Annotated in this window: 28 protein-coding genes; 12 read left to right on the top strand and 16 right to left on the bottom strand. The window is 68.9% G+C overall.

Annotated elements, in window-relative coordinates; translation table 11 throughout:
- Positions 1 to 102: 102 nt before the first annotated feature.
- A complete protein-coding gene (locus tag EPL04_RS07065) occupies positions 103 to 705 on the bottom strand; it encodes a DUF7409 domain-containing protein (RefSeq protein WP_244605508.1) in 603 nt (200 codons plus the stop codon).
- 125 nt (positions 706 to 830) lie between these two features.
- Here EPL04_RS07065 and EPL04_RS07060 point away from each other — a divergent pair, with 125 nt between their 5' ends.
- Positions 831 to 1394, top strand: coding sequence for a cysteine hydrolase family protein (locus EPL04_RS07060; RefSeq protein WP_134670632.1), 564 nt, complete (start codon positions 831 to 833; stop codon positions 1392 to 1394).
- 52 nt (positions 1395 to 1446) lie between these two features.
- The gene (locus EPL04_RS07055) at positions 1447 to 2307 is read left to right on the top strand and encodes a 3-hydroxyacyl-CoA dehydrogenase family protein (protein ID WP_134670631.1); all 861 of its coding nucleotides are present in this window, start codon (positions 1447 to 1449) and stop codon (positions 2305 to 2307) included.
- Between the two features lie 15 nt (positions 2308 to 2322).
- Here the strand turns inward: EPL04_RS07055 and EPL04_RS07050 are convergent, their stop codons facing one another.
- Positions 2323 to 3378, bottom strand: a complete 1056-nt coding sequence (locus tag EPL04_RS07050) for a phytoene/squalene synthase family protein (protein WP_134670630.1) — start codon at positions 3376 to 3378, stop codon at positions 2323 to 2325.
- 107 nt (positions 3379 to 3485) lie between these two features.
- On the opposite strand from EPL04_RS07050, the gene EPL04_RS07045 reads away from it, so the two are divergent.
- Together EPL04_RS07045 and EPL04_RS07040 are read left to right on the top strand one after the other, a co-directional pair.
- A complete protein-coding gene (locus EPL04_RS07045; protein ID WP_134670629.1) occupies positions 3486 to 3725 on the top strand; it encodes a hypothetical protein in 240 nt (79 codons plus the stop codon).
- A gap of 60 nt (positions 3726 to 3785) precedes the next feature.
- Positions 3786 to 4928, top strand: coding sequence for an acyl-CoA dehydrogenase (locus EPL04_RS07040; RefSeq protein WP_134670628.1), 1143 nt, complete (start codon positions 3786 to 3788; stop codon positions 4926 to 4928).
- Positions 4929 to 4940: 12 nt separating this feature from the next.
- Here the strand turns inward: EPL04_RS07040 and EPL04_RS07035 are convergent, their stop codons facing one another.
- Positions 4941 to 5219, bottom strand: a complete 279-nt coding sequence (locus tag EPL04_RS07035; protein ID WP_134670627.1) for a helix-turn-helix transcriptional regulator — start codon at positions 5217 to 5219, stop codon at positions 4941 to 4943.
- An 89-nt stretch (positions 5220 to 5308) separates the two neighbouring features.
- Here EPL04_RS07035 and EPL04_RS07030 point away from each other — a divergent pair, with 89 nt between their 5' ends.
- On the top strand, positions 5309 to 5584 hold the full coding sequence (locus tag EPL04_RS07030; RefSeq protein WP_134670626.1) for a DUF7111 family protein: 276 nt from the start codon (positions 5309 to 5311) through the stop codon (positions 5582 to 5584).
- Between the two features lie 39 nt (positions 5585 to 5623).
- Positions 5624 to 5833 (top strand): ribbon-helix-helix domain-containing protein, encoded by a 210-nt coding sequence (locus tag EPL04_RS07025; protein WP_134670625.1) that lies wholly within the window; start codon positions 5624 to 5626, stop codon positions 5831 to 5833.
- On the opposite strand, the gene EPL04_RS07020 is transcribed toward EPL04_RS07025, so the two are convergent.
- Positions 5834 to 6247: a hypothetical protein gene (locus EPL04_RS07020; protein ID WP_134670624.1), complete on the bottom strand. Its 414-nt coding sequence runs from the start codon at positions 6245 to 6247 to the stop codon at positions 5834 to 5836.
- A 180-nt stretch (positions 6248 to 6427) separates the two neighbouring features.
- Here EPL04_RS07020 and EPL04_RS19320 point away from each other — a divergent pair, with 180 nt between their 5' ends.
- Positions 6428 to 6559 (top strand): DUF7503 family protein, encoded by a 132-nt coding sequence (locus tag EPL04_RS19320; RefSeq protein WP_280633722.1) that lies wholly within the window; start codon positions 6428 to 6430, stop codon positions 6557 to 6559.
- A gap of 3 nt (positions 6560 to 6562) precedes the next feature.
- Here the strand turns inward: EPL04_RS19320 and EPL04_RS07015 are convergent, their stop codons facing one another.
- The gene (locus EPL04_RS07015) at positions 6563 to 8674 is read right to left on the bottom strand and encodes a caspase family protein (RefSeq protein ID WP_245154539.1); all 2112 of its coding nucleotides are present in this window, start codon (positions 8672 to 8674) and stop codon (positions 6563 to 6565) included.
- Positions 8675 to 8747: 73 nt separating this feature from the next.
- Positions 8748 to 9443, bottom strand: a complete 696-nt coding sequence (locus EPL04_RS07010; protein WP_134670623.1) for a hypothetical protein — start codon at positions 9441 to 9443, stop codon at positions 8748 to 8750.
- Between the two features lie 69 nt (positions 9444 to 9512).
- Here EPL04_RS07010 and EPL04_RS07005 point away from each other — a divergent pair, with 69 nt between their 5' ends.
- Complete coding sequence (locus EPL04_RS07005) at positions 9513 to 10190, top strand: VOC family protein (protein ID WP_134670622.1); 678 nt, start codon at positions 9513 to 9515, stop codon at positions 10188 to 10190.
- On the opposite strand, the gene EPL04_RS07000 is transcribed toward EPL04_RS07005, so the two are convergent.
- Positions 10184 to 10876 carry a class I SAM-dependent methyltransferase gene (locus EPL04_RS07000; RefSeq protein ID WP_134670621.1) on the bottom strand — a complete coding sequence of 231 codons (693 nt, stop codon included), beginning with the start codon at positions 10874 to 10876 and terminating at the stop codon, positions 10184 to 10186. The genes EPL04_RS07005 and EPL04_RS07000 overlap by 7 nt on opposite strands.
- Before the next feature lie 101 nt (positions 10877 to 10977).
- On the opposite strand from EPL04_RS07000, the gene EPL04_RS06995 reads away from it, so the two are divergent.
- Positions 10978 to 11808 carry a hypothetical protein gene (locus tag EPL04_RS06995; RefSeq protein WP_134670620.1) on the top strand — a complete coding sequence of 277 codons (831 nt, stop codon included), beginning with the start codon at positions 10978 to 10980 and terminating at the stop codon, positions 11806 to 11808.
- Between the two features lie 18 nt (positions 11809 to 11826).
- On the opposite strand, the gene EPL04_RS06990 is transcribed toward EPL04_RS06995, so the two are convergent.
- The 9 genes from EPL04_RS06990 to glpK form a co-directional block, all read right to left on the bottom strand.
- Positions 11827 to 12129: a DUF5779 family protein gene (locus tag EPL04_RS06990; protein WP_134670619.1), complete on the bottom strand. Its 303-nt coding sequence runs from the start codon at positions 12127 to 12129 to the stop codon at positions 11827 to 11829.
- Positions 12130 to 12194: 65 nt separating this feature from the next.
- A complete protein-coding gene (locus EPL04_RS06985) occupies positions 12195 to 13016 on the bottom strand; it encodes a hypothetical protein (protein WP_134670618.1) in 822 nt (273 codons plus the stop codon).
- Between the two features lie 48 nt (positions 13017 to 13064).
- A complete protein-coding gene (locus EPL04_RS06980; protein WP_134670617.1) occupies positions 13065 to 13781 on the bottom strand; it encodes a hypothetical protein in 717 nt (238 codons plus the stop codon).
- Between the two features lie 94 nt (positions 13782 to 13875).
- Complete coding sequence (pyrI, locus tag EPL04_RS06975; protein ID WP_134670616.1) at positions 13876 to 14337, bottom strand: aspartate carbamoyltransferase regulatory subunit; 462 nt, start codon at positions 14335 to 14337, stop codon at positions 13876 to 13878.
- Positions 14334 to 15248 (bottom strand): aspartate carbamoyltransferase, encoded by a 915-nt coding sequence (gene pyrB / locus EPL04_RS06970; protein ID WP_134670615.1) that lies wholly within the window; start codon positions 15246 to 15248, stop codon positions 14334 to 14336. The genes pyrI and pyrB overlap by 4 nt, the downstream gene beginning before the upstream one ends.
- A gap of 113 nt (positions 15249 to 15361) precedes the next feature.
- Positions 15362 to 16792: a sensor histidine kinase gene (locus EPL04_RS06965; RefSeq protein ID WP_134670614.1), complete on the bottom strand. Its 1431-nt coding sequence runs from the start codon at positions 16790 to 16792 to the stop codon at positions 15362 to 15364.
- A gap of 140 nt (positions 16793 to 16932) precedes the next feature.
- Positions 16933 to 17607 carry an HAD hydrolase family protein gene (locus tag EPL04_RS06960; protein ID WP_134670613.1) on the bottom strand — a complete coding sequence of 225 codons (675 nt, stop codon included), beginning with the start codon at positions 17605 to 17607 and terminating at the stop codon, positions 16933 to 16935.
- A gap of 49 nt (positions 17608 to 17656) precedes the next feature.
- Entirely contained in the window at positions 17657 to 18784 is a 1128-nt protein-coding gene (locus tag EPL04_RS06955; RefSeq protein ID WP_134670612.1) for a hypothetical protein, read from the bottom strand.
- Positions 18785 to 20329 carry a glycerol kinase GlpK gene (gene glpK / locus EPL04_RS06950; protein WP_134670611.1) on the bottom strand — a complete coding sequence of 515 codons (1545 nt, stop codon included), beginning with the start codon at positions 20327 to 20329 and terminating at the stop codon, positions 18785 to 18787.
- A gap of 189 nt (positions 20330 to 20518) precedes the next feature.
- On the opposite strand from glpK, the gene glpA reads away from it, so the two are divergent.
- Genes glpA through EPL04_RS06935 form a run of 3 tightly spaced genes read left to right on the top strand, consistent with a single transcriptional unit; the run spans position 20519 to position 24871 of the window.
- Entirely contained in the window at positions 20519 to 22195 is a 1677-nt protein-coding gene (gene glpA / locus EPL04_RS06945) for an anaerobic glycerol-3-phosphate dehydrogenase subunit GlpA (RefSeq protein WP_134670610.1), read from the top strand.
- Positions 22185 to 23537: a glycerol-3-phosphate dehydrogenase subunit GlpB gene (gene glpB, locus EPL04_RS06940; RefSeq protein WP_134670609.1), complete on the top strand. Its 1353-nt coding sequence runs from the start codon at positions 22185 to 22187 to the stop codon at positions 23535 to 23537. Before glpA ends, glpB begins: the two co-directional genes overlap by 11 nt.
- Positions 23534 to 24871 (top strand): anaerobic glycerol-3-phosphate dehydrogenase subunit C, encoded by a 1338-nt coding sequence (locus EPL04_RS06935; protein WP_134670608.1) that lies wholly within the window; start codon positions 23534 to 23536, stop codon positions 24869 to 24871. Before glpB ends, EPL04_RS06935 begins: the two co-directional genes overlap by 4 nt.
- The last annotated feature ends 17 nt before the right edge of the window (positions 24872 to 24888 follow it).

Raw genomic sequence — 24888 nt, 5'->3', positions numbered from 1 at the left:
GCGTCGGCGACGGGGCTCGGCGGTACGGTCCGATCTGGGGGCCCTCGACGGCCCTCCGGCGGTTCGAGGGCAGACTAATGATTACTACGGAGTGAGTAAAAATCAGGCGAGGTCGCGGGCGGCGTCGCGCCACTCCGCGACGCGCTCGCGGTCGAGTTCCAGCGAGTCGGCGACGTGTTCGGGGTCGGCGGTCGCGAGGCTCCGGACGGAGGTGACTCCGGCCTCCGCGAGGAGGTCCGAGACGGTCGCGTCGACGCCCGGCACGTCGGTCACCGGATCGGGCTTCGAGCGGTCGCGCCACGCGGCCTCGGCGGCCTCGGCCGCGCCGCTGCCGTCCGCCGACGCCTCCGCGGACGCGCCGTCGGCGCCGGGGTCGGCCGACTCCCAGTCGCCGCTGCTGGCGGCGACCCACTCGCGCTCGCCGTCCTGGAGTCCGCGGACCTTCGACGACCGCTCGTCGAGCGAGTCCTCGTCGCCGCCGAACGACCACGGCAGGGAGTGTTCGCGCCGAAGCCGAGTCGCGACGCCGGCGTTCACGCCCGCCTCGACCAGCATCTCGTACGAGACGGTCTTGTCCGGGATGCCCGAGGCGTCGAACGACGCGCCCGCGAGCACCTCAGCGGTCGCCGGGCCGACGAAACGGATGTCGGTCAGCCGCGCCGGGTCGTTCGGGGTTTCGTCGTCGGGGGCGTCGTTGTTGCTCACGGGGACGTCACCAGTTAGTTGGGTCTCACACTCCCGTGGCTTGTATTTTTTGCATAGCGTGACCGAACGATGACCGTCCGAATGGCGGGCGACAGGAATATATCGGCGTCCGCGAACTGCTATCTATGGACGACCTCCCCGACGACGCAGTGCTGTTGCTGGTGGACTTCCAGCGGGGCTTCGAGGCCGACGAGTGGGGCGAGCGAAACAACCCCGGCGCAGAAGACCGCGCACGGGACCTCCTCGCGGCGTGGCGGCGGACCGGCCGACCGGTGGCCCACGTCCGCCACGCCTCCCGGGAGGCCGACTCGCCGCTCCGGCCCGACGCCGAGGGGTTCGGCTTCGTCGACGGCCTCGCCCCCGAGGGCGAGGAACGCGAGTTCGTCAAGCGGGTCAACAGCGCGTTCGTCGGGACGGACCTGGAGGGGTGGCTCCGCGAGCGCGGCCACGGGACGTTGGTGGTCGCGGGCCTGACCACCGACCACTGCGTCTCGACCACTGCCCGGATGGCCGAGAATCTAGGGTTCCGGACGGTCGTGGTCGCCGACGCCACCGCGACCCACGACCGCGAAGCGCCCGACGGGACCGCCATCGCGCCCGAGCGGAACCATCAGGTCGCGCTCGCCCACCTCCGAGAGGAGTTCGCGGACGTCGCCGACGCCCGCGACGTGCTCGGGGCGTTCGAGTAATCCCGTCGGGGACTTCGGTAGGCTTACGGCCTGACCGCAAGAATTGCCGGCCATGGTACGCACGCTCGATAGCACCGAGAGAATCGGCGTCGTCGGCGCGGGAACGATGGGTAGCGGCATCGCGCAGGTCGCGGCCCAGGCCGGCTACGACGTGGTGATGCGAGACGTCGAGACGGAGTTCGTCGAGAGCGGCTTCGAGACCATCGAGGACAGCCTCGATCGGTTCGTCTCCAAGGAGAAACTGAGCGAGGCCGACGCCGACGCCGCGCTCGACCGGATCGAGGGCACCACCGACCTCGCGGATCTGGCCGACTGCGACGTGGTGGTCGAGGCCGCGGTCGAGGACATGGAGATCAAGCAGGACATCTTCGCGGACCTCGACGAGGCGGTCCCCGAGGACGTGGTGCTTGCGACCAACACCTCCACGCTCTCGATCACGACAATCGCGTCGGTCACCGACCGCGAGGCCCAGATCGTCGGCCTCCACTTCATGAACCCGGTGCCGGTGATGAAAGGCGTCGAGGTCGTGGTCGGCGAGAAGACCGACGAGGCGGTCGCGGAGTTCGCCCACGCGCTCGCCGAGGACCTCGGTAAGGAGACGTGGGAGTCCGACGACAAACCCGGCTTCGTCACCAACCGCATCCTGATGCCGTGGATCAACGAGGGCATCCGAGCCTACGACGAGGGGGTCGCCTCGAAGGCGGACATCGACAAGGGGATGAAACTCGGCACGAACGTCCCGATGGGACCGCTCGAACTCGCAGACCACATCGGCCTCGACATCTGTCTGGACGCCTCCGAGACGCTCCACGAGGAACTCGGGGACCGCTACAAGCCGGCCTACCTGCTCAAGCGCAAGGTCGACGCCGGCGATCTGGGGAAGAAGACGGGGACGGGCTTCTACGAGTACTGAGCGGAGTCCGGCCTTTCAGGACGGCGAGTACGGCTCCTCGGCGATCTCGCTCCGGATCTCGTCGAGGCGCTCGCGCTCGATGTCCCCGGAAGTGAACGCCTGAATCAGCGCCATCACTTCGCCTCGCGAGACCTTCACGCCGCCCTCTCGGACGACGTCCTCGGGGCGTTCGAGCAGTTCGCGGCTGGTGCCGACCGCGAGCAGGTACGGGATCGCCCACGCTTCGAGGGTGTTGCCCTGGGACTCGGGCAGGACTTCGAGGTAGCGCTGGGCGTCGTCCATGTATCCTCTGGCGTGGTGGGTGACCCGCTGGATGACGCCCGCGACGGCCGTCTCGTTCTCGGGTTCGGTCACGTTCGACGGGCTGACATCGTGCTCGCGGAGCCACGAGGCCGGCAGATAGACGTTGTTCTCCTCGCGGAAGTCGTCGGAGACGTCCTTGGCGACGTTGACGAGCTGGAGCAAGAGCGCGAACCCGCGGGCGTTCGCGCGGAGGATCTCGGCGCGCCGGTCGTCGACGTCCTGGGCGAGGAGGTTCGTGATGAGTTCGCCGACCGTTCCGGCGGCGTACCAGCAGTACTCTTCGAGTTCGTCGATGGTGCGGATGCGGAGCCCGCCGTCGTCGGCGTAGCGCTCGACGAACTCGGCCATCCCAGTGACGAGTTCGCTCACGGGCGGATAGATCGCCGACTGGGCGTCCTCGCCCAGCGACTCGAACGTGGCGACGACCCGGGGCGAGCGCTCGACGACTGCCCAGTCCTCGCCGGCGTCGTCGGGAATGTACGGATCGACTGCCTCGCGGAACTCCTCGACGGTCGCCGGGTCCTCGGGGTCGAGCGCGCTGTCGTACAGTTCGAGCAGTTCGGCCTGCTCTTCGGGCGGGATGTGTCCGGCGTCCTCGACCGTGTCGGCGACTCGACAGAGGAGGTAACCGACGCAGATGTACGAGGACATCGGCTCTTCGAGCACGTCGATAGTGATGGCGAACGTTCGGGAGACGCCCTGAACCGCCTCGAAGCACCATTCGAGGTCGGCGTCACCAGAGCGCCCGCGGGGCGGCTCCGTATCCATTGACTGCTCGCTCCTTGGGGCTGAACACAGAAAAGCTTGAGCAAACGCGACAGCCCTGCGGCTTCCGGGCCGAACGCTTACTTCGATCACCGGTGTCAGGCCACGGTATGTTCCCGACGCCCAGAGACGCGGCGAGGGTGCTGGTCGGCGGCCCGCTCCGGATCCAGCGAGACGCGGTCAACGTCGCGATGCTGGTCGCACAGGCCACACTCGCGCTCCGGAACGGCAAGCCAAAGCGGGCGTTCGTCCTGCTCGGGATGGCCAGCGTGGCGCCGCGCCATCCGGCGCTGACGTGGCTGTTCCAGGGTGCGCTGGCGGTCGACGACGTCCGCCGGAAGCTGTCCTGACGCGCGGGCTCGCGCTTCCGAATGGAAAACTACAGGGCGGCGCCGCCCCAAGCGTGGGCTATGGACTTCAGCCTCTCGACCGAGCAAAAGCAGATCCGGGACATGGTCGCGGAGTTCGCCGACGAGGAGATCAAGCCCCGCGCCGAGGAGATCGACGAGACCGACGAGTTCCCGCGCGATCTGGTCGACGAGATGGCCGACCTCGGGCTGATGGGGATGCCGTTCCCCGAAGAGTACGGCGGTGCCGGGTTGGACTACCACTCGTACGCCATCGGACTCGAAGAGATCTCCCGCGGGTCGGGCGGGCTGGGCACCGTCGTCGCGGCCCACACCAGCCTCGCCGGCAACATGCTCTACGCGTTCGGCGACGAGGACCAGAAGCAGACGTATCTGACGCCGCTCAACCGCGGCGAGGACGTCGGCGCGTTCGCGCTCTCAGAGCCCGGCGCGGGGTCGGACGTGCCCGCGATGGAGACCACCGCCGACAGAGACGGCGACGAGTACGTCCTGAACGGGAACAAGCTCTGGATCTCGAACGGCTCGGTGGCCGACACCGTGGTCGTGTTCGCCAAGACCGACCCCGAGGCCGGAAACAGGGGCATCTCGTCGTTCGTCGTCCGACCCGGAGACGACGACGGCTTCCACGTCGAGGGAACCGAGGACAAGCTCGGGGACAAGGGCTGTCCGACCGCCGAGCTCCGGTTCGACGAGCTTCGGCTCCCGGCCGACCGCCGGCTCGGCGAGGAGGGCCGCGGGTTCGTCCACGCGCTCAAGACGCTCAACGGCGGGCGGATCACCATCGCGGCCCGCTCGATCGGGCTCGCGCGCGCCGCGCTCGAAGACTCCCTGGAGTACGCTCAGGACCGCGAGCAGTTCGACCAACCGATCTCGGAGTTCCAGACCATCCAGCACAAGCTCGCGGACATGGACACCAAGGTGCAGGCCGCAAAGATGCTGATGCACCGCGCCGCCGACAAGAAGATCCGCGGCGAGGACTTCGTCAAGGACGCCGCGCAGGCGAAGCTCTACGCCTCCGAGATCTCCCGGGAGGTCGCAAACGAGGGGATCCAGATCCACGGCGGCTACGGCTACACCAAGGACTTCGAAGTCGAGCGCTACTACCGGGACGCCAAGCTCAACGAGATCTACGAGGGCACCAGCGAGGTCCTGCGGAACACGATCGCGAACGAACTGCTGGAGTGACGGCCGGCCGAGTTACCCGTCGAGGCGCTCGCCCAACCACTCGTAGTGGTCTTCCACCGCGCGCTCGCCGGCTTCGGTCAGCGCGTAGGCGTCGTGGATGCCGTCGGTCCGTTTCTCGACGAACCCCCCGTCGATCAGCGAGTCCATCGCGCCGTAGAACGATTTGGACTCGATACGCTCGTCGTAGTGGGCTTCGAGTGCGGTCTTGAGCCGCTGGCCGTGGAGCTGGTCGGCCTCGTACAGTAGAGCACAGAGGTCCCGGCGGCGCCCGCTCTGGAGCCACTTGGTCATGGTCGACTCCTCGGACCGAGCGACCACGACGGTTTCGCTTCGCGGTCAAAACCGGTAGCTTCGACTGTGGGGGCTCCTAACGTTCGGCCATGACCGACACCGAAGCGACCGCCGCGGGCGTCACCGCCGAGTACTACGAGACCGACGACGAGCGCGTGCTGGCGTTCTCCGGCGAGCGCGCGAGCGCCACAATCGCCCAGAACGTCGAGGGCTACGCCATGCTCAAGGTCCGGCCCAGCCCGGACGGCGACGAGCTCGAACGCTACTACGGCTTCGATATGGCGCTGGACCACGCCGCCGAGCTCCTCGGGGTCCCGCCCCACGACCTCCCGGTTCCGGACGCGGCCGCCGACATGGGGATGTAGGACACAACATCTATCCGCGGGGCGGCCCCACACTGGAGCATGACAGAGTACACGACCGTCTCGATCCCCAAGGATCTGGCCGACCGCGTCGACGAGACGATCGAGGGCACCAGCTTCTCGAGCACCAGCGATCTCGTCCGATTTCTGCTCCGGTCGATCGTCATCCAGCACCAGAAACAGGGCAAGCTCACCGAGGCCCAGTTTGAGGAGATCACGGGACAGCTCCGGGATCTGGGGTATCTGGAGTAGTCAGGCCAGCGACTCGGTCGGGGGCTCGACGTCGACGATTTCCAGCGGCTGGCGCCGGCCCGACCGATCGAACGCCGCCAGCGACGACTCGTCCCACGGCGGCACCGCGACCAGCACCGTCTCGTGGAGGTCGTCGGTCTTCGACACGCCGAGATGGCCGTTTCGGTGGGTCAGAAATCGTCCCTGCGTCTGGCCCGCCGGGATCGAGAGATCGACCCCGAACACGGCGGTGAGCGACCCGCCGGCCTCGGGCGGGTAGAAGTGCGTGAACACCGCCGCCTCGGCCGGCACGTCGGTCGCGCCGTCGAGATCGTCGCCGGGCGTGACCGCCAGCGACACCGTCAACTCGTCGGGTTCGGTCTCCTCGGCGAGTTCGAGCAACGCCGTCACCAGACCCCGCGTCGCGTACACCACGCCCGCAGTTAGGTCTTCTCGGGTATAGTTTCGTCGTCCGACGAGAAAGCGGACGCGCCGGCGCTCGGACCATGATAACTGATTTCACGCACCATGTCGTTACTATGACTTATGTCAGACATTGAAATGTTGAGAAAAGTATAGAATATTTTATATTACAATAGCTATTACGTGTAGGTGATGGCAGAAAAAGACCTGACCGCGTACCTCGCAGAGAATCCCCGAATGATGGGCGTCCTGTTCACGACGTTGCTACTGCTCAGCCAGGCAGGAAACAGCGCAGCCGCGGTTGCCGGCGTTGCAGGCCCGTAATATTTAGATCGAGAAAACGTCGACAGAGCTACTCCATACGAATTGGCCGTCGATTTTAGCTGGGAAATTATCCACGAAGAATGCCTGCTGGAGTTGTTCGCGGGTCATCATAAATGGTCCTAGTTTTCCTGACCCAAGGTACGATTTAGTTGAACTAAGAATATGTGGCATCAGGTGCGTTCCCATCCCGGCGTGTTTTGATAGGTATGTTCTGATCACTACATTTAATTCCTCGCCACTAGTGTCAATTTCAAACAATAGTGCAACTTTGCTCTCGGTTTGCGAAATTTCGACGTTCCCGTCGCCGACGACGATGTAGCTGTCGCCGACGAGGCTCCGTCCCTTCGCGATCGAGAGCGCCGCCCGGAGCGGGAAGCCGCGATTTAGCAGTCGGATCATCGTCTTGCCGACTCGGACTGCGCCGCTGTTGATCACGTCGTCGAGGGTGACGACGCCGCCGACGCTCCCGGCCTCGACGAGCGCCATCCCCTGCTCGTAGGACTGGCACGCGTTCAACACGAACGCCTCGACGCCGACCGACTCGAGCGTGGTGGCGTCGAGGTGGCCGTCGGCACACTCGAAGCCCTCCTCGTCGATGTGGCCGATGTAGTGGAGGAACGCGGCGTCGTCGGCGAGGACCCCGCGGAGTTCGCGCGCGGTCAGGTCCCGCCGGACCGTCACGTCGAACGGAAGCTCCTCGCGGGAGCCGTACACCTCGGCCGCGAGGTCGCGCTCCTCGCCCATCGCGGTGTCGTTGCAGACCACCACGATGTCGATGTCGCCGTCGGGTTCGTCGTGGTCGAGGCGGTTCCGGAACGCGGTCGGGGTCGCCTTGCTCGCGTCGATCGGCGCGCTGTCGCCGAGCCACGCCTGTTCGATCGAGTCGGTCGGCTCGGGTTCGACGACCGGAAGTTTACCCGACGAGTCGGCCGTGCTTCGGGTGAAATCGCCGTCGCGGGCGAACTCGCCGACCGGGAGGGACGACGACTGGGCGGTCACTTCCCGGGTTCGCGGCGTCCGGACGACCGCGAGGTCGTCGGCGAGGAACGGAAGCGCCGCGACGTGTTCCGGGGTGGGCTCGACGTGGGCGGTCAGCTTCCACGTCGGCACGAACTCCTCGACGACCTCGTAGGGAACCGAGAGGTGGGCTTGGAGTCGCTCGGCGAGCGACCGGTCGTAGAGGTCCGCGAAGTCGAGGTCGACCAGCGGCTCGACGCCCTGTCGCTCGTGGAGGTCGACCGGGTAGTAGCCCTCGGTCCGGGTCACGCAGTCGAGGAGGAACGTCTGCTTGAGCACGCGCTCGACCTCGCCCTCGAACCCCCGCCGGCCGTCGAGGCTGTGCTCGAAGCCCTCGTCGGTGACGATTCTGGGGGCGTTGGCGGCGACCAGGTCCGCGCCGAGATACAGCGCGAGCGGCGCGGCGACGTACGCGTACCGGCGCTCGGGCGGAAGCTCGATCCGGACGCCGGTGTCGGGCACGTCGAGGTCGTCGGGCACCCGGAGGTCGTCGCCGCGCTCGACGAGCGGCGGGTGGCCTCGAAGCGTGGGGAAGCTCCGCTCGGGCGAGGTGGTTTTGAGCGCGGCCCCGAGCGTCGAGACGGCCGCGAGCACGTCTTCGGGGTCGTCGGTGGTCGTCACGGTCCCCGGCGGGCGCTCGTGGTGCGAGCGCGCGCCGATGCGGACCTCGGTCCCGGGCGCGAACTCGAACCGGATGCGCTCGGGCGTCGCGAGCACCTCTACGGGGCCCTCGACGCCGAGGTAGAGCTTCATCGGTGCGCACAGCTCGATGCCGTACTCGCCGTCTGGGAGCCGGGCGCTGGTGTCGTTCGACACTTCCAGCCGCATCGCGCCGTCGGCGTCTCGGACGAACGCGCCGACGAACGTCGGGAGGACGACGGTGTCGGTCGTGACCGACACCGCGGCGTCGACGGGGAACCCGAGCGAGTCGGGATCGATCGGGTCGGGATCGACCCCGCCGGACGTCGAGAGGGTGTACGTTCGGCGCTCGACGTGGTCGCGGATCACCACGCCGTCTCGGTCCGACGGCGAGTCGAACGAGAGGGTCACGCTCGACCACCCGCTGGGGCCCCGACGGTCGAGGCTCGGACGAGACACATATATTGCCCCAAACACACAGAGGGAATAAAAAATTATCGGCTACCGTCCGAAGCCGGGTGGAAACGTTCGGTCAGCCTCGGAGCAACATCCGGAGACTCTGGGCGTAGAGCTTCGGCATGCGCCGCCGGGAGCCGTCGAGCGCGTCCGCGAGCGCACGGTCGCCGCCCGAGAGCACACCCGACCCGTGCCCGACGAGCACTCGCTCGGGCCGGAGCCCGCGAAGGGCCGACGGCGGGATCGCTCGCAGCATCGGGTGGACGCCGAGTCGCTCGCGACCGGTGGTGAAGTACGGCGCGTTGCCGACCGCCTCGGGAACCACGAGGGTCCCCCCGGTCTCGTCGTAGAGGGCGGCCTCCTCCCAGCCGAACCGGTCGAACACCTCGAACAGCCGGTAGTCGGTCCCGGGAACTCGTCCGTCGAGTCGCCGGAGTTCGGCGTCCATCGCGGGCACCGTGTCGAACCACGACGGCACGTAGACCGGGACGCCGTGGCGACGCGCGATCTCGTCGGCGTCGCGGTAGTGGCGGTTCAGCAAGACGACGACCCCCGCGACGTCGCCCAGCTCCGCGAACAGGTCGTCGATCTCCGGGGCGTCGACCGGGTCGATGAGCCACACCGCCGACTCCTCGTCGTCGTCCCCGCCGGTCGCGAGCGCGTGGCTCGCCCGGCGCATCGTCTCGTCGGGGTAGGCGATCCAGCCCACGCCGTCGTCCCACCGATCGATCTCCTCGTAGTCGGTCGCCGGTCCGCTCCGTTTGAGTGCCATACCCGTCTTTGGGACCCGACTCACAAAACAGTCCGGTCGTTTAAGCGCACGCCGTGCGTACTGTCACCGATGCTCTCGGCACTCAGTTGGCTGGCGCTCGAAGCGAAGTACCTCGACCGCGCCCGCGAGTTCTACGAGACCCATCTCGACCTCGCGGCCGTCGACGACCGCGACGGCGCGGTTGCGTTCGACGTCGGGGACGCGACTCTCGTCCTTCGAGAGCCCGGCGACGTGCCCCGCGGCGGGGTCCACACCCACTACGCGCTCGCGACCCCGCCGGACCGCTACGACGCGTGGTACGACCGCCTCGCGGCGTCGTTCGATCTCACCCAGTTCGACTTCGGCGGAACCCGATCGCTGTACTTCTACGACCCCGACGGCAACTGCGTCGAGATCGGGAGCTGTGGCCGGGGTGGCGCCCCCATCTCGGACGTGTTCGAGATTGCGCTCGAAGTCGAAGACCTCTCGCGGGCCGAGTCGTTCTACCGCGCGCTCGGCTTCGAGGTGACCGACCGGGGCGACGAACGCCGGCGGGTCCGACTCGGCGGCCCGGTCGCGCTCGAACTCTGGGAGCCCCAACTCGGCATCGCGGACGCTCGCGGGGGCGTCCACGTCGACGTCGGCTTCGCGGCCGACGACCCGGAGGCGGTCGTCGATGCCGTCGCCGACCGGGCCTGCGAGATCGAGACGGGCGACGAGTGGGCCCGCGTGCGCGATCCCGACGGCCACTACCTCACCGTTCAGTAGCCGTCGGCGCGAAACGCCCGGAGCGTGTCGCGTTTCGTCTCGGTGGTCGTGACCTCCTCGAAGCCCCGCTCGCCGAACACTCGCTCCCAGTCGCGGTAGTACAGCGGGAACTCGTCGTGGACGTAGTTCACGTCCTCGACGGCCGCGCCGTCGACCGCCGCGACTTCGGTGTCGTCGGCCCCGCCGGACTCGGCGTCGGTCGAGGCACGCCCGTCGTCGGTCGGGTCGTCGGCGCGCTCGCTTTCGACGGTGACGAGCAGTCCGTCGGTGATCCGGGCGATCTCGTCGAACACCCACTCGTCGTCGGGGTGGATGTGCTGGAGGGTCTCGACCGAGTAGACCGCGTCGAACTGCCCCGTCTCGAACTCGGGCACCACCGCCTCGATCGCGTCGGCGTAGAAGGTCCCCTCCTCGGCGAGTCGGGGGTAGGCGTCGGCCATCACGTCGAACGCCTCGTCGTTGATCTCGACGCCGTGGAGGTTCTCGTAGCCGTGTTCGAGGAGGTGAGCGAGGTGGCGGCCCGAGCTACACCCCAGTTCGAGGACGGCGGCGTCGGGGTCGAGGGCGGCGTCGAGTCGGGCGCGGATGAGTTCGCTCGTCTCGTTCGGCCCGTAGTAGGCGTAGTACTCGGGTGAGTACGCGCCCGACCGCTCTGCCCACTGGCGGCGAACCTCGTCAGAATCCATCCTCGACGAGTCGGCGCCGGAGCGTAAAACGTCGTCGGTCGGCCGACTCGGCCCGATGCGAGGAGTTATGACCGCGAGGGCCCGAACGTGGAACCGTCCCGATGAAGCAGTACCCGTCGATTCCCGGCGTCGAGGACGCGCCCGACCGACTGTTCGACCGGGGCCACCTCTGGCTCCAGGAGCTGATCGACGGCGCTCACCTCCGATTTCGGCTCCGGGAGTCGGGCGAGATCGCATTCGGCGGTCGCGACCGCACCTACGATTCGGACGCGATCCCGTTGGCGGTCCGCCACGCCGTCCGGCACGTCCGCGAGCGACTTGACCGGGAGTCGCTCCGCGGGGCGCTCGAAAGCGCCGGCGACGCCGTCTTCTTCGGGGTGGCGACGACGTACCGCGCCGTGGCCTACGACTGGGAGCGCACCCCGCCGTTCCTCGGCGTCGACGTGTGGTCGGCGGCCGACGACCGGTTCCTCCCGCCGGACGCCGTCGAGCGGATCTACGACCGGCTCGGACTCGCGGCGGTGAACGCGTTCGAAAAGGAGCTTAGGGCCGCCGACTTCGACCCCTCGACCTACGAGATCCCGGACTCGGACTGGTACGACGGGCCCGCCGCCGGCGTCGTCGTCCGGAACAAGACCGGCGACCGCGCCGCGCTCGTCGACCCCGACGTTCGGGAACTGACGGAGCCGACGCCCGTCGAGGCGCCGGTCGCGGAGCTGGCCCGACGGCACGCGACCGACGCCCGGTTCGAGCGGCTCGCCCGGGAGCTGGCCGACCGCGGGATCGCGATCACTTTCGACGCGATGTACGAGCGGACGATCGAGACGATCGCGCGCGAGACCCGGCTGTTCGACGGGGACGCCGGGGTCGATCCGAGCGCGTTCCGGTCGGAGACCGCCCCGCTACTCAAGCGGTTCCTGTCCGAGCGGTGATCGGGCTCGTCCGACGGCTCACAGCCGGTCGGAGTCGATGGTCACGTCTCCGGGGGTCACGAGCAGGAACTCCCGGAAGTGGACGAGGTTCCCGCCCCGGCCTTTGACCTTCTCGGCGAGGTCGGCCGCCAGCTCCGAGAGCTCGCCCTCGACGGCCAGCACGACCACGTCGCCGCGCTCGACGGCCCGGAACCACTCGTCGTCGTCGGTCGTCCCGTCGAGGACGCCCAGTACGATCCGGCGGTCGCCCTCGGCGTCGGCGTCGTCGCGCTCCAGTTCCTGCTCGACCGCGTTCAGGTCGAGGTCGAAACCACTGGTCATATCCGCCGACTCTCACCCCCTCGGGAAAAACCCTTCTCCACCCGTCCGGCCAACCGCGTTCGCCGTCAGCCGTGCGAGACGCCGTCGCGGGACTCGGCCTTGAGCCGACGGAGCGCGGCCCGCGCGTTCGAGGCGTCGTAGCCGAACAGCACCGTCTCGGCGTACGCGTCGGCGACCTCCGCGGCGTGGATCAGGTTGTCGACGTCGACGTCGACCGCGTAGAGCTCGACGCTGAAGGGGGCGTCGAGCGCGTCTTCGAACCCGCTGGCGATGGTTTCGAGCCAGTAGGTGGTGGTGTAGGCCATGTCGTACAGCGGAACCACGAACTCGTCGACGTACTCGGCGAGCGCATCGAGGTCGAGGCCCGCCCGCTCGTAGAGGTGGCCCGGGTACGGGTCGGGATAGAGCGTGAGGTACGTCCGGCCGGGGATCCGGTCGGCGGCCTCGGCGACGAACTCGGTGATAACGTCGGCGCGCCACGCGAAGCGATCGTCGAAGTCGCTGGCCTCGAACTGGGCGGTACAGCGCTCGCAGTGACAGTACTCGGCGCGCGGGAACCCGACGTCGTCGAGCCGCACGTCGGGGTTCTGGGCGGCGGCGTCCGAGACGATCTCCAAGATCCCCTCGCGGTAGTCAGCGCGAGTCGGACAGACGTACGCCCAGTCGAAGTAGGGGCGCTCGCGGGTCGCGCGCTCGCCGTCCGCCGACACCGGCGCGAGCTCGGGGTCGGCCTCGACCGCGGCGTTGTCGCCGAAACACGAGATCATGTTCGTCCCGCCCGCCACGGGCTCGGCGGCCCGGCCGGTCACGTCCTTGACCTCGTAGAAGGCCGCGTCGAACTCCGACCACTCGAGCTCGTCCTCGTTGCGCGTCACGACGCCGAACATACCTCCGATTGCGCCCGAGACGGGGTAAGTGGTTCGCTCTCGGGCGAGTCACCCTCGATCGCAGCCGTCGGGCAGGCTCGCGTTCGCCGCCTCGGGACGTTCGATCGAGCCGACCGACCAGTCGGTCGCCTCGCCCCGGATGACGAGCGCCTCCTCGACGGTCCCGTTCTGGACCGTGATCGCCGGCAGGTCTCGGTCGTCGTCGGTCGTCCGACGGCTCGCCCCGGAGCGCTGGCCGAGCGTCGCGTCCCCACAGAGGACGGCGGCGTCCACGACGATGCGGTCGATGACGACGCCCGATACCGTCTGATTTTGCGTCCAGTGGCGTTCGATGACCCGGTTCTGGACGTTCGGGTCGAAGAGGTCGCCGCCGGGCACGTCGAGCACCGACCGGTTGCGCACGACGAGCGTCCGGGCGGTCACGTTCGTGAGCCGGCCGCGGTCGATGACGAACCGCCCCACCGAGGCGTTCGTGAGCGTGACGTTCTGGGTCGCCCCGTCGACGGTCGTCGCGTTGCGGACGACCACCTCGTCGATCGACGCGTTTCGCACCGTCGAGTTCCGGATCAGCCACGTCTCGACGGTGAGGTTCTGGAGCGACACCTTGTACTGGGCGGCGCGGTCGGTTCCGTCGGGAGCGCTCGCGTTCGCGGGATCGTCGGGCGTGTCGTCGTTCGGGACCGGACCCGCGCCCACCGCGACCCCCGCCCCGGCGATCGCGACGAGTACCGCCAGCGCGACCGCAGTCGTGACTCTCGTCTTCATTCGACGTTCCTACTCGGAGACGACGGATAAACGAAAGCGACCGTTCCGACCGTTTTCGCGGGTAACCCCGCGTTGAGCCGCGAATAATTGGGACTTATTCGACCGCGATGTGGGACGCCAGATCGTCGCGGACGATGGTCTCGCAGTACTCGCACCGAACCCCGTCTGCGAGCACGTCGAAGGCGGTCTCGACAGGCTCGTCGGCGTTCGTGATGCAGTTGCGGTTCGGACACGACAGGACTCCGACGACCCGGTCGGGCGATTCGAGTTGCTGTTTCTCGACCACCTCGTACTCGCGGACGATGTTGATCGTCGCCTCGGGCGCGATGAGCGACAGCACGTCCACCTCGTCCTGACTGAGTTCGCGGCCCTCGACTTTGACGATGTCTTTGCTCGCCATCCGGTCGCTCGGGACGTTCATCCCGACGCTGACCGTCTCGCCCGACGCCCCGCGGATGCCGAGGATCGCGAGGACGTTCAGCGCCTGTCCGGCGCGGATGTGGTCGATGACTGTACCGTCTCTGATCTTGCTGACGCGGAGTTCGTGGTCGCTCATCGGTCTGCCTCCAGCAGTTGGTCGAGCAGTGCCATCCTGACCGGCACGCCGTTGTGGGCCTGCTCGAAGTAGGTCGCGTAGTCGGTCCCGTCCACCTCGGGCGCGATCTCGTCGACGCGCGGCAGCGGGTGCATCACGGTGAGGTCGTCGCGGGCCGACTCCAGCGTTTCGAGGTCGATGCCGTACTCGCCCGCCACCGCGCGGTACTCGTTTTCGTCGGGGAACCGCTCGCGCTGGATCCGGGTGACGTACAGCACGTCGAGGCTCGACAGCACCGCGTCGAGGTCGGTGTGCTCCCGGACGTTCGCCCCCGAGTCGTGGAGGTCGTACCGGACGCTTCGGGGCAGTTTGAGGCTCTCGGGGCTGACGAAGTGCTGGTCGGCGTCGAAGTTGGTGAGCGCGTACGCGAGCGAGTGGACGGTCCGACCGTACTTCAGATCGCCCATGATCCCGATCGTCAGGTCGTCGAGCCCCGCGTTCTCCCGGATGGTGTAGAGGTCGAGCAGGGTCTGGGTCGGATGGTGGCCCGCGCCGTCGCCGGCGTTGAGCAGCGGGACGTCGACGAACTCGCTGACCATCTTCGCGGCGCCCTCGCTGGGGTGGCGCAACACCAGCGCGTCGGCGTACCCCTCGACGACGCGGGCGGTGTCGGCGAGGCTCTCGCCTTTCGTGACCGACGACGACTCGACGGTGCCCATGTCGACGGCGTCGCCGCCGAGGCGCTTGATCGCCGTCTCGAAGCTCATCTTGGTGCGAGTGCTCGGCTCGTAGAAACACAGCCCCAGCACCGCGTCGCGGTGGCGGTCCCCGAACGCCGCCGGGTCGGCGTCGATCTCGGCCGCGCGGTCGAGTACCGACTCGATGTCGGCCCGTGAGAGCTGTTTCGCGGATGTGAGGTGGTCGTGCCGCATCGGTAGTGGAATGCGCGGCGGCGTTCTTGAATCTCCCGGAGTGGTCTCGTGGCCGACGCGGGCCGATCTCGCGCCCGCCCGGTGGGCGAGAATCGCGCCGACGGCGTCGGGATTCAGCGGATCTCGACGTTGCGAAACTCGAATCTGGCGCCGCCCGTCCGCTCCTCGGTCGCCGTGACCGTCCACCCGTGGGCCTCCGCGATCCGTTTGACGATGCTGAGACCGAACCCCGTTCCGTCGGCCGACGACGACTCGCCGGGTTCGAAGATCACGCTCCGCCTGTCGGCCGGAAGCCCCCGACCGTCGTCCTCGACGTAGATCGTTCGGGGTCCGTCGCGACCGACCCGGACGGTCACGTCCTCGCCGGCGTGTTCGGCGGCGTTGTGAAACAGGTTCTCGAAGACGTGACGCAGTCGATCCGGGTCGCCCCGGACCGTGAGGTCGTCTTCTATTTCGAGGCTCCCGTCCTCGAAGTCCACCACGCCCCAACAACACCCGAGCAGGTCGGTCAGCGAGACGGGCTCGGTGTCGCCGACCGCGGCGCCCTCTCTGGCGAGGACCAGCGTGTCCTCGATGATCGACTCGATCCGGTCGAGCGACCTCGCGAGCGGTTCGAGGTGGTCGCTCTCGAACTCCGCCCGGAGTAGCGCCGCCCGGCCTTGGGCCACGTTGAGCGGGTTCCGGACGTCGTGAGAGACCACGCTCGCGAACTCGTCGAGCCGGTCGTTCTTTCGGCGGAGTTCGCGCTCGCGCTCGACCCGATCGGTGACGTTCCGGGCGATCCCGACGATCCGAACGATCTCGCCCTCGACGACGACCGGCGCGAGGTTGGTCTGCCAGAACCGCGCGTCCTCGGCGATCGACAGCTCCTCTTGGTAGGAGATCGGCTTGCGCCGGTCGACGCAGTTCTGATAGTTCGCCTCGAGCTCCGCGCCCCGTTCCTCGCCGAACACCTCCCGGGGCGTTTTCCCCTTCACCTCTTCGGTGGTCAGTCCCGTCTGGGTCTCGTATCCGGAACTGAGTTGCACGAACCGGAACTCGGTGTCCCCGTCGACCGATTCGACGTCGAGGAGGAAGATGGCGTCGCCGGAGGTGTCGAGCAGCGCGCGATACTCCTCGGCGAGCTTCCGTTGGTTGCGCTCGCGCTCTTTGCGCTCGGTGATGTCGCGGCTGTTCACGAGGATGCCCTCGATGGCGTCGTGGTCGAGCCGGTTTCGCATCGTCGACTCGAGCCAACACCACGAGCCGTCGGCCCGCTCGAATCGGACTTCGACGGTCCGGGCCTCGTCGGGGTCGGCCCGAAGCGATTCGGTCTTCTCTGTGACCGCCTCGCGGTCGTCTCGATGGAGGTACTCGATCGCGTTTTCACCGACAAGCTCGTCGGGCTCGTAACCCAGCACGCGCTCTACCGTAGCGCTCACGAACGTCACCGTCCCGTCCCGATCGAGGACCGCGGCCACGTCGTTCGAGTTCTCGATGAGTTCGCGGTACAGTTCGAGGTCGCGGCCGCCAACCCCCTCGTCGATCGTCCGCTCGTCGCTCATTGACTCGGTGTTTCGCTCATGTCCATATAAGTTTATTATATCGACAAAAGTATGTTGGATTTCCAACACTTAGACTTCCCCGTTCGATCGGCTCGTCAAGCGTGGGACGCTCGACCGTCGTCGCACCGATCACCGGCCGCTTACTCCCGGCCCCGGAGTTCGTCGAGCACGCCCAGCGTCGCCTCGGAGTACGACTCCTCGACCACCACGTCGGCCGCGCGCTTGGCTTTCGCGTCGGCGTTCGCGACCGCGTAGGAGTCGCCCGCGACGCCGAACGTCGAGACGTCGTTCTCCGAGTCGCCGATCGCGACGAACTCCGCGGGGTCGCGATCGAGCAGTCGCGCGACCGACTTGAGCCCGCGGCCCTTCTCGATCCCCGCGGACTTGACGTGGTACGCGAAGCCGGTGTCGACCACTTCGAGGCCGTGCTCGGCCGCGAGTTCTTCGAGGGGGCCCAGCGGCTGGTCGCGCGCGACCGCGATCTCGGTCTCGCGCCACCGGTTCGTGAGGTCGGCCGGCCCCCACCCGAGGTCGTGGCCCGCCTCGACGTACGCCTCGGCGACCCGGCGCGGGGCCTCGCCGTCGCCGTTCAGCGTCACCTCCCCGCGGGCGAGCACGACCCCGCCGTTCTCGGCGATGACGTTCTGTTCGAGGTACATGAAGTGACAGAGCGCGACGGGGTAGGGGAACGCCTTCCCGGTCGCGAGGACGACCGGAGCGTCCCACTCGGGGAGGACGTCGAAAAAGCGCGGATCGACCGAGTCGTCGGGGCGGGTCATCGTGCCGTCGATGTCGAGGACGAGCGGGCGCGCCATGTCCCATCGAAGGCGAGTTGTCCACTAAAAACGGTCGTTCGGTCCGGGTTCAGCCGAGCGCCGGGACCCAGACGCTCTGGGGGAAGACCCCGAGGGCCGCCAGCACCGAGACGAGCAGGGTCGCGACCACGATGGCGGCGGCCGGCGGGTCGAAGTGGGTGTCGGCGTGGGCGTAGAAGACTCGCTGGACGACTTCGCCGGCGAGCGCGCTCACCACCCCGAACGCCGCCCCGACCGCGAGCGCCGACAGGAGCGGAATCGCGCTCGCGACCGCCGACGGCGGCGCCTGCGAGACCGCCATTCCGGCGGGCGCGAGCGCCAGCGCCGCCGTGCTCGCCGACAGGCTGATGTGGTGGGTGACCGGGGTCTGCTCGACGCCGAGATTCAGAAACAGCAGGCTCGCGGCGCTGATCCCGAACGCCAGAAACGGGCTCCCGGTCGAATACGCGACGTACGCCGCGAGGACGCCGACCACCAGCCCGAGGGTCGCGACCTCGACCCACCGGTACTGGTGAGGGAGCCACGGCTCGACGACGAACCGGCCGGCGGGGGCCTCGGCGCCGGGGGCCGCGTCCGTGCCGCCGTCGGCCGCCGGGGCGTCACCGGCCGCGCGCCGGTCGCCGTCCTCGAACGGCGCCATGTCGAGGAGCCCGCCCCTGACGTCGCCGACGAGGTCGTACCCGAACGCGAGCCGGTGGGCGACCGCCGACAGCACCACGCCCATCGCGATGGGGTCGTACGGGAGTCCGAGCGTCGACGAGCCGACGGTCAGCCAGTGGCCGAGCACGCCGAACGCGCCCCCGACCGCCAGCACGTCCGGGCGGCTCCCGTGTGCGATGGCGATGTTCTTGGCGTCGTGGTAGTCGAACGGCGCGTCGACGTACCCTCGATCGGCGGCGTAGGCGGCCGCGGCCGCCCCGCCCGCGAAGCTGACCGCCGGCGAGAACGCGGGGCCGAACGCGACCGACCCGGTGAGACCGATCGCTCCGAGTTCGCCCGCCGCGGCGGGGTCGACGGCGCTCGCGACCGCCTTTCCGGCGAGGTTGGCCGTCTCGCCGGCGATCACGAGGAAGCCGGTGAACACGAACGCGGGGAGCGCTCCGAGGGCGGCGCCGAACGCGCCGCCCGCGAACGCCGCGAGCAGTATCTCGACCGTCCACAGCTCCGCCCACGCCATTCAGACGTCACCGCCGTCGCGAGCCCAGTCGCGCGAGCGCTCGACCGCCTCGCCCCACCGTTCGTACTTCGCGTCTGCCTCCTCGGCGTCGAGGCGGGGGGCGAACGACCGGTCGACCCGCCAGTTGGCCCGGAGCGCGTCGAGGTCCGACCAGTAGCCGACCGCGAGCCCCGCGGCGTACGCCGACCCGAGCGCGGTGGTCTCGTCGACCTCCGGCCGGACGATGTCGGTGCCGATGATGTCGGCCTGAAGCTGACAGAGGAAGTTGTTCTTGACCGCCCCGCCGTCGACTTTGAGGTCGGCGATCTCGATCCCGCTGTCCTCGATCATCGCCTCGGCCACGTCCCGAGTCTGGTAAGCGATGGCTTCGAGGGTCGCCCGGATGACGTGTTCGCGGCGGGTCCCGCGGGTCATCCCCACGATGGTGCCCCGGGCGCGCTGGTCCCAGTGGGGCGCTCCGAGCCCGGTGAACGCCGGGACGACGTAGACGCCGTCGGTCGAGTCGACGCTCCGGGCCAGCGTCTCGGTCTGGGAGGGGTTGTCGATGATCTCCATGTCTTCGAGCCACTCGATCGCCGCCCCGGTGACGAAGATCGACCCTTCGAGGGCGTACTGGACGGGCGCGCCCGACCGCTGGAACCCCACCGTCGTGAGCAGGCCCCGGTCGCTGTCGACGGCCTCCTCGCCGGTGTTCATCAGGAAGAAGCTCCCCGTCCCGTAGGTGTTTTTGGCGTCGCCGGCGTCGAAGCAGGTCTGGCCGAACAGGGCGGCCTGCTGGTCGCCGAGCGCGCCCGCCACCGGGACTTCCGCCCCGAGAAAGCCCTCGGGGTCGGTCGTACCGTAGTAGTCCTCGTCGCTCGACGGGCGGACCTCCGGCAGGCAGGCCCGGGGAACGTCGAACTCCGCGAGGAGTTTGTCGTCCCACGCCATCTCGTGGATGTCGAAAAGCATCGTCCGGGAGGCGTTCGTCACGTCGGTGACGTGCGCGCCGGTGAGGTTGTAGACGAGCCACGAGTCCATCGTCCCGAACAGGATCTCGCCGTCGCCCGCCCGCTCGCGTAGGTCGGCCGGCCGGGCGCGCTGGGTCTTGATCGGGTCGGCGTTCTCCAGTAGCCACTCGGCTTTGGTCGCCGAGAAGTACGCGTCGGCTTCGAGCCCCGTCTTCGCCCGGATCTCCTCGACTTTCCCCTCGGCTTCGAGTCGCTCCACGCGGTCGGTCGTGCGCCGGTCCTGCCAGACGATGGCGTTGTGGACCGGCTTGCCGGTGTCCCGGTCCCACAACAGCGTCGTCTCGCGCTGGTTGGTCACGCCGATGGCCGCGAGCCGGTCGGCCTCGATGGCGGCGTCGGCGAGGGCCGCCTCGACGACGGCCTCGGTGTTCGCCCAGATTTCGAGCGGGTCGTGTTCGACCCACCCGGGTTCGGGGTAGATCTGCTCGTGGGTCTCGTAGGCCTCGCCGACGACGGTGCCGTCGTGGTCGAACACCATGAACCGGGTGCCGGTGGTTCCCTGGTCGATGGCGCCGACGTATGTGTTGGATGACATTCTGGTCCCGTGGACGGTCGTCGGAGTCGAGCTCGCCGCCTCGATACGTCGCTCGGACGACCGCGTCTGTGTAGGGCACGGACCTCGATAGCATAAGTGTTGACGACGATCGGGATCCGTCGTCGGCCGACCGCCGGAGGGGTGCAACGAGCGATGGGCTCAAGTGGCTTCCAACCAACCTCTGACCGAATGACCGATACCGAGGTGGTCGTCGTCGGCGGGGGGTCGACGGGGTGTGGGGTCGCGCGCGACCTCGCCATGCGCGGGCTCGACGTGACCCTCGTCGAGAAGGGCAACCTCACCCACGGAACCACCGGCCGGATGCACGGACTGCTCCACAGCGGCGGGCGGTACGCCGTCTCCGACCAGTCGAGCGCCCGGGAGTGCATCGCCGAGAACCGCGTGCTCCGGGAGATCGCGGGCCACTGCGTCGAGATGACCGGCGGCCAGTTCGTCCAGCTCGAGGGCGACCCCGACGAGTACTTCGAGGAGAAGCTCGCGGGCTGTCGGGAGTGTGGAATCCCCGCCGAGGTGCTGACCGGCCAGCAAGCCCGCGCCGAGGAGCCGTACCTCACCGACGACGTCAAGCGGTCGATCCGGGTGCCCGACGGCGCGGTCGACCCCTTCCGGCTCTGCGTGGGGAACGCCGCCAGCGCCGAGCGCCACGGCGCCCGAATCGAGACCCACGCCGAGGTCGTCGACGTGCTCGCGGACGGCGACGACGTGTTCGGCGTCCAAGTGCGCCACGACTCGGGGCCGGGCAAGCGCGAGCACGCCAGAACCGGCGAGCGCGAGCGGATCACCGCCGAGTACGTCGTCAACGCGACCGGCGCGTGGGCCGGACAGATCGGCGAGCTCGCGGGCGTCGACGTCGCGGTCCGGCCCTCGAAGGGCGCGATGGTGGTGATGAACTGCCGGCAGGTCGACACCGTGGTCAACCGGTGTCGACCCAAAGGCGACGCCGACATCGTGGTGCCCCACGAGACGACCGCGATCCTCGGCACGACCGACGTGGAGGTCGAAGACCCCGAGGACTACCCCGAGGAGCGGTGGGAGGTCGACCTGATGATCGACGAGCTGAGCGCGCTCGTCCCGATTCTCCGGGAGGCCCGGACGGTGCGGTCGTTCTGGGGCGTCCGGCCCCTCTACGAGCCGCCCGGGACCGGGACCCGGGACCCGACCGACATCACTCGCGACTACTTCCTACTCGACCACGCCGAGCGCGACGGCCTCTCGGGGTTCGCGTCGATCGTCGGCGGGAAGTTCACGACCTACCGGCTGATGGCCGAGGAGATAGCCGACCACGTCTGTGCCGAGCTCGGGGTGTCGGCGTCGTGTCGGACCGCCGACGAGCCCCTGCCCGGCAGCGAGGACTTCACCGTCCTCAGAGAGTACATGGACGAGTTCGGCCTGCGCTCGCCGGTCGGCCGCCGGAGCGTCCAGCGGCTCGGCTCGCGGGCCGACGAGGTGCTCTCGACCGACGGCCCCAATCCCGTACTCTGTGACTGCGAGGCGGTCACGCGAGCGGAGGTCCGGGACGCCATCGACCAGTCGGGCACCGACCTCAACGCGGTCCGCATCCGGACTCGGGCCTCGATGGGCAACTGTCAGGGCGGGTTGTGCTGTCACCGGATGGCGGCCGAACTCCACCCCGAGTACGGCGAGCCACAGGCCCGGGCGGCCCTCGACGAGCTCTTCGAGGAGCGCTGGAAGGGCGAGCGCCACGCCCTGTGGGGCGAACAGCTCTCGCAGGCCGCGCTCACCTACGCGCTCCACGCGACGACGATGAACCGCGACCGCGACCCCGCCGACGGCGCGCCGGTCGAGTACGCGGCCTTCGACGCGGGGGGCGCCGATGGCGATTGAAGACGACGTGGCGGTCGTCGGCGGCGGCATCGCCGGGATGACTGCGGCGCTCGCGGCCGCACGCGAGGGCGCGACCGTCCGGGTCATCTCCCACAAGGACTCGACGCTCCGGAGCGCGAGCGGGCTCGTGGACGTGCTCGGGTACCCACCGCGGTCCGGCGGGTCCTCGGGGGACAGTGACGCGAGCGAGTCCCCGGCCGGCGACGCCGGACCGCTCGCCGATCCCTTCGAGGCGATTCCGGATCTCCCCGAGGACCACCCGTACACCGCGGTCGGCCTCGAGGGCGTCCGAGCGGCGCTCTCGCTGTTCGACGAGGCCGTCGACGGCTACCGCGGGGGCCACACCGACCGCAACGCCCTCGTCCCGACCCACGGCGGTACGGTCAAGCCGACCGCCAGATACCCGGCGAGCGTCGCGCCCGGACTCGCAAGCGACCCCCGCGAGACGCTGTTGGTCGGCTTCGAGACGGTCACGGACTTCGACGCCCCGCTCGCCGCCGACCACCTCCGGGCGGCCGGCGTCCCGTTCGAGGTTCGGGGCGTCACCGTCCGGTTCCCCGGGGCGTTCCGCGCCGACGCCCGAGTCACCCGGCTCGCGGACGCCCTCGACGCCGACGAGCGACTCGAGGCCGGCGACGGTCCGTCGGGGGTCTCGACCTCGCTCCCGGCCCGCGGCGCGCTCGCCGCGGTCGTGAAACCCCGACTCGGCGACGCCGAGCGCGTCGGGTTCCCGGCGGTGCTCGGCCGCCACGAGACGCCCTCGATCCGGGCCGACCTCGAAGCCGAACTCGGCGCGGCGGTCTTCGAGGTGCCGACGGGGCCGCCGAGCCTGCCCGGGATGCGCCTCGAAGGCGCGCTCCGGGGGGCCTGCCGGGACGCGGGGGTCCGGTTCACGACCGGCGACCCGGTGGCGGGCTACGAGACGGGCGCCGACGGCGAGATCGCGGCGCTCCGGGTCGAGCGAAACGGCGCGGCGATCCCGTTTCACGCCGAGAGCGTCGTGCTGGCGACCGGCGGTCTGGTGGGGAAAGGCGTCGACTCGGACCGCGAGTCGGTCCGCGAGCCGGTGTTCGACTGCCACGTCCCCCACCCGGCCGACCGCTACGAGTGGTTCGACGACGACGCGTTCGGCGACCACGCGTTCGCCCGGTTCGGGGTGGCGACCGACGGCGACCTCCGCCCGCTCGACGCGCGGGGCGACCCCGAACACGCGAATCTCCGGGCCGCGGGCGGCGTGCTCGGAGGCTACGACTTCGCGGCCGAGAAGTCCGGCGCGGGCGTCTCGCTGGCGACCGGTCGAGCGGCCGGACGCGCGGCGGCCCGACAGGTGAGTGATTCATGAGCGACGCAGAGAACCCAGACGGCGCGAGCGAGTTCCGCGAGGACGAACCGACCGACTCCGCCGAGGAGTTCGAACCCATCGAGGTGTTCCCCGAGAGCGAGTCGATGGATCTGCGGCCGGGCAGCGACGACTGTTACAAGTGCTCGACGTGCGACACGTCGTGTCCGGTCGCCGCGGTCGACGACGAGTTCCCCGGCCCGAAGTTTCAGGGGCCCGAGCAGTGGCGGCTCAAGCGGAAAGACGACCGCGACATCGACGAGTCGGTGATGAGCTGTTCGAACTGCATGCGGTGTGACTCGGCGTGTCCCTCCGACGTGCCCCTCTCGCAGATGCACAACACCGCGCGGGGATCGTTCGTCGACGAGCAGATGGACAAGCTCTCCCGGGAGTACGTCCGGAATCGCATCCTGTCGAACTATCGGACGCTGGCGGCGCTCGGGAGCAAGGTCCCGAGGCTCACCAACTTCGTGATGGGGCTGGGCGTGACGAAGCTGTTCAACGAGAAGGTCCTGGGCATCACCAGCGAGCGAGAGTTCCCCGAGTTCGCCACCGAGACGTTCCGGGAGTGGTGGGAGAAACGAGGCGGCCCGGACGTCGAACGCGACGACAAGCGCGTGGCGTACTTCCACGGCTGTTACTCGAACTACAACACCCCGGAGGTCGGCAAGGCGATGGTCCGGGTGTTCGAGGCGTTCGGCTACGAGGTGCTGGTCCCGCCCCAGAAGTGCTCGGGCACCCCGATGTTCGCGAACGGGATGCTCGACGACGCCGAGCGCGCCGCCGAGACCAACGTCGCCGAACTCGCGGCCGCGATCGAGGGGGGCGCGGACGTGATCGCCTCCTGTACGTCGTGTTCGCTGTCGCTCCGCCAGGAGTACCCCGAACTGTTCGACTTCGAGGGGACCGCGAGCGTCGCCGCCAACACTTACGAGGCGCTCGAATACCTCCGCGTCCACGAGGACCTCGAGGGGGCGCTCGCCGACGCCGAAGTCGACGACGCGGCCTTCGCCTACCACGCGCCCTGCCACGCCCGCAATCAGGGCCTCGACGGGCAGGCGGTCGAGTTGCTCGACGCCCTCGAGGGCGCGAACGCCGAGGACGTCGGGGACTCCTGCTCGGGCATCTCGGGCACCTACGGCTGGAAAGAGGAGAAGTACGACGTCTCGATGGAGATCGGCGCCGAGATGTTCGACCACATGGAGGCGGCCGACGCCGAGACGGGCCTGACCGAGTGTCCGACCTGCGCGATGCAGATGGAACACGGGACGGGCTACGAGATCCGCCACCCGCTCCAGGTGATCGAGGAGGCGGTGGTCGGTGCCGACGCGGCGTAGTCGGTCGCTCGGTGACG

The sequence above is a fragment of the Halorussus marinus genome (genome assembly GCF_004521895.1).
Lineage (GTDB): Archaea > Halobacteriota > Halobacteria > Halobacteriales > Haladaptataceae > Halorussus > Halorussus marinus.
The sequence above is the reverse complement of the archived record's forward strand: the minus strand, read 5'-3'. Positions and strand labels throughout refer to the sequence as shown.

Bases quoted from the DNA above. Each gene is read 5' to 3' on its own strand.
- pyrI (WP_134670616.1), bottom strand. From the start codon at position 14,337: ATGAGCGACCACGAACTCCGCGTCAGCAAGATCAGAGACGGTACAGTC.
- EPL04_RS06995 (WP_134670620.1), top strand. From the start codon at position 10,978: ATGAAGCAGTACCCGTCGATTCCCGGCGTCGAGGACGCGCCCGACCGA.
- EPL04_RS06955 (WP_134670612.1), bottom strand. From the start codon at position 18,784: ATGGCGTGGGCGGAGCTGTGGACGGTCGAGATACTGCTCGCGGCGTTC.
- EPL04_RS06985 (WP_134670618.1), bottom strand. From the start codon at position 13,016: ATGTTCGGCGTCGTGACGCGCAACGAGGACGAGCTCGAGTGGTCGGAG.
- EPL04_RS07055 (WP_134670631.1), top strand. From the start codon at position 1,447: ATGGTACGCACGCTCGATAGCACCGAGAGAATCGGCGTCGTCGGCGCG.
- EPL04_RS06935 (WP_134670608.1), top strand. From the start codon at position 23,534: ATGAGCGACGCAGAGAACCCAGACGGCGCGAGCGAGTTCCGCGAGGAC.
- EPL04_RS06990 (WP_134670619.1), bottom strand. From the start codon at position 12,129: ATGACCAGTGGTTTCGACCTCGACCTGAACGCGGTCGAGCAGGAACTG.
- EPL04_RS07030 (WP_134670626.1), top strand. From the start codon at position 5,309: ATGACCGACACCGAAGCGACCGCCGCGGGCGTCACCGCCGAGTACTAC.
- EPL04_RS06960 (WP_134670613.1), bottom strand. From the start codon at position 17,607: ATGGCGCGCCCGCTCGTCCTCGACATCGACGGCACGATGACCCGCCCC.
- EPL04_RS07050 (WP_134670630.1), bottom strand. From the start codon at position 3,378: ATGGATACGGAGCCGCCCCGCGGGCGCTCTGGTGACGCCGACCTCGAA.
- EPL04_RS07025 (WP_134670625.1), top strand. From the start codon at position 5,624: ATGACAGAGTACACGACCGTCTCGATCCCCAAGGATCTGGCCGACCGC.
- EPL04_RS06980 (WP_134670617.1), bottom strand. From the start codon at position 13,781: ATGAAGACGAGAGTCACGACTGCGGTCGCGCTGGCGGTACTCGTCGCG.
- EPL04_RS06965 (WP_134670614.1), bottom strand. From the start codon at position 16,792: ATGAGCGACGAGCGGACGATCGACGAGGGGGTTGGCGGCCGCGACCTC.
- glpB (WP_134670609.1), top strand. From the start codon at position 22,185: ATGGCGATTGAAGACGACGTGGCGGTCGTCGGCGGCGGCATCGCCGGG.
- glpK (WP_134670611.1), bottom strand. From the start codon at position 20,329: ATGTCATCCAACACATACGTCGGCGCCATCGACCAGGGAACCACCGGC.
- EPL04_RS19320 (WP_280633722.1), top strand. From the start codon at position 6,428: ATGGCAGAAAAAGACCTGACCGCGTACCTCGCAGAGAATCCCCGAATG.
- EPL04_RS07005 (WP_134670622.1), top strand. From the start codon at position 9,513: ATGCTCTCGGCACTCAGTTGGCTGGCGCTCGAAGCGAAGTACCTCGAC.
- EPL04_RS07040 (WP_134670628.1), top strand. From the start codon at position 3,786: ATGGACTTCAGCCTCTCGACCGAGCAAAAGCAGATCCGGGACATGGTC.
- EPL04_RS07000 (WP_134670621.1), bottom strand. From the start codon at position 10,876: ATGGATTCTGACGAGGTTCGCCGCCAGTGGGCAGAGCGGTCGGGCGCG.
- glpA (WP_134670610.1), top strand. From the start codon at position 20,519: ATGACCGATACCGAGGTGGTCGTCGTCGGCGGGGGGTCGACGGGGTGT.
- EPL04_RS07010 (WP_134670623.1), bottom strand. From the start codon at position 9,443: ATGGCACTCAAACGGAGCGGACCGGCGACCGACTACGAGGAGATCGAT.
- EPL04_RS07060 (WP_134670632.1), top strand. From the start codon at position 831: ATGGACGACCTCCCCGACGACGCAGTGCTGTTGCTGGTGGACTTCCAG.
- EPL04_RS07035 (WP_134670627.1), bottom strand. From the start codon at position 5,219: ATGACCAAGTGGCTCCAGAGCGGGCGCCGCCGGGACCTCTGTGCTCTA.
- pyrB (WP_134670615.1), bottom strand. From the start codon at position 15,248: ATGCGGCACGACCACCTCACATCCGCGAAACAGCTCTCACGGGCCGAC.
- EPL04_RS07045 (WP_134670629.1), top strand. From the start codon at position 3,486: ATGTTCCCGACGCCCAGAGACGCGGCGAGGGTGCTGGTCGGCGGCCCG.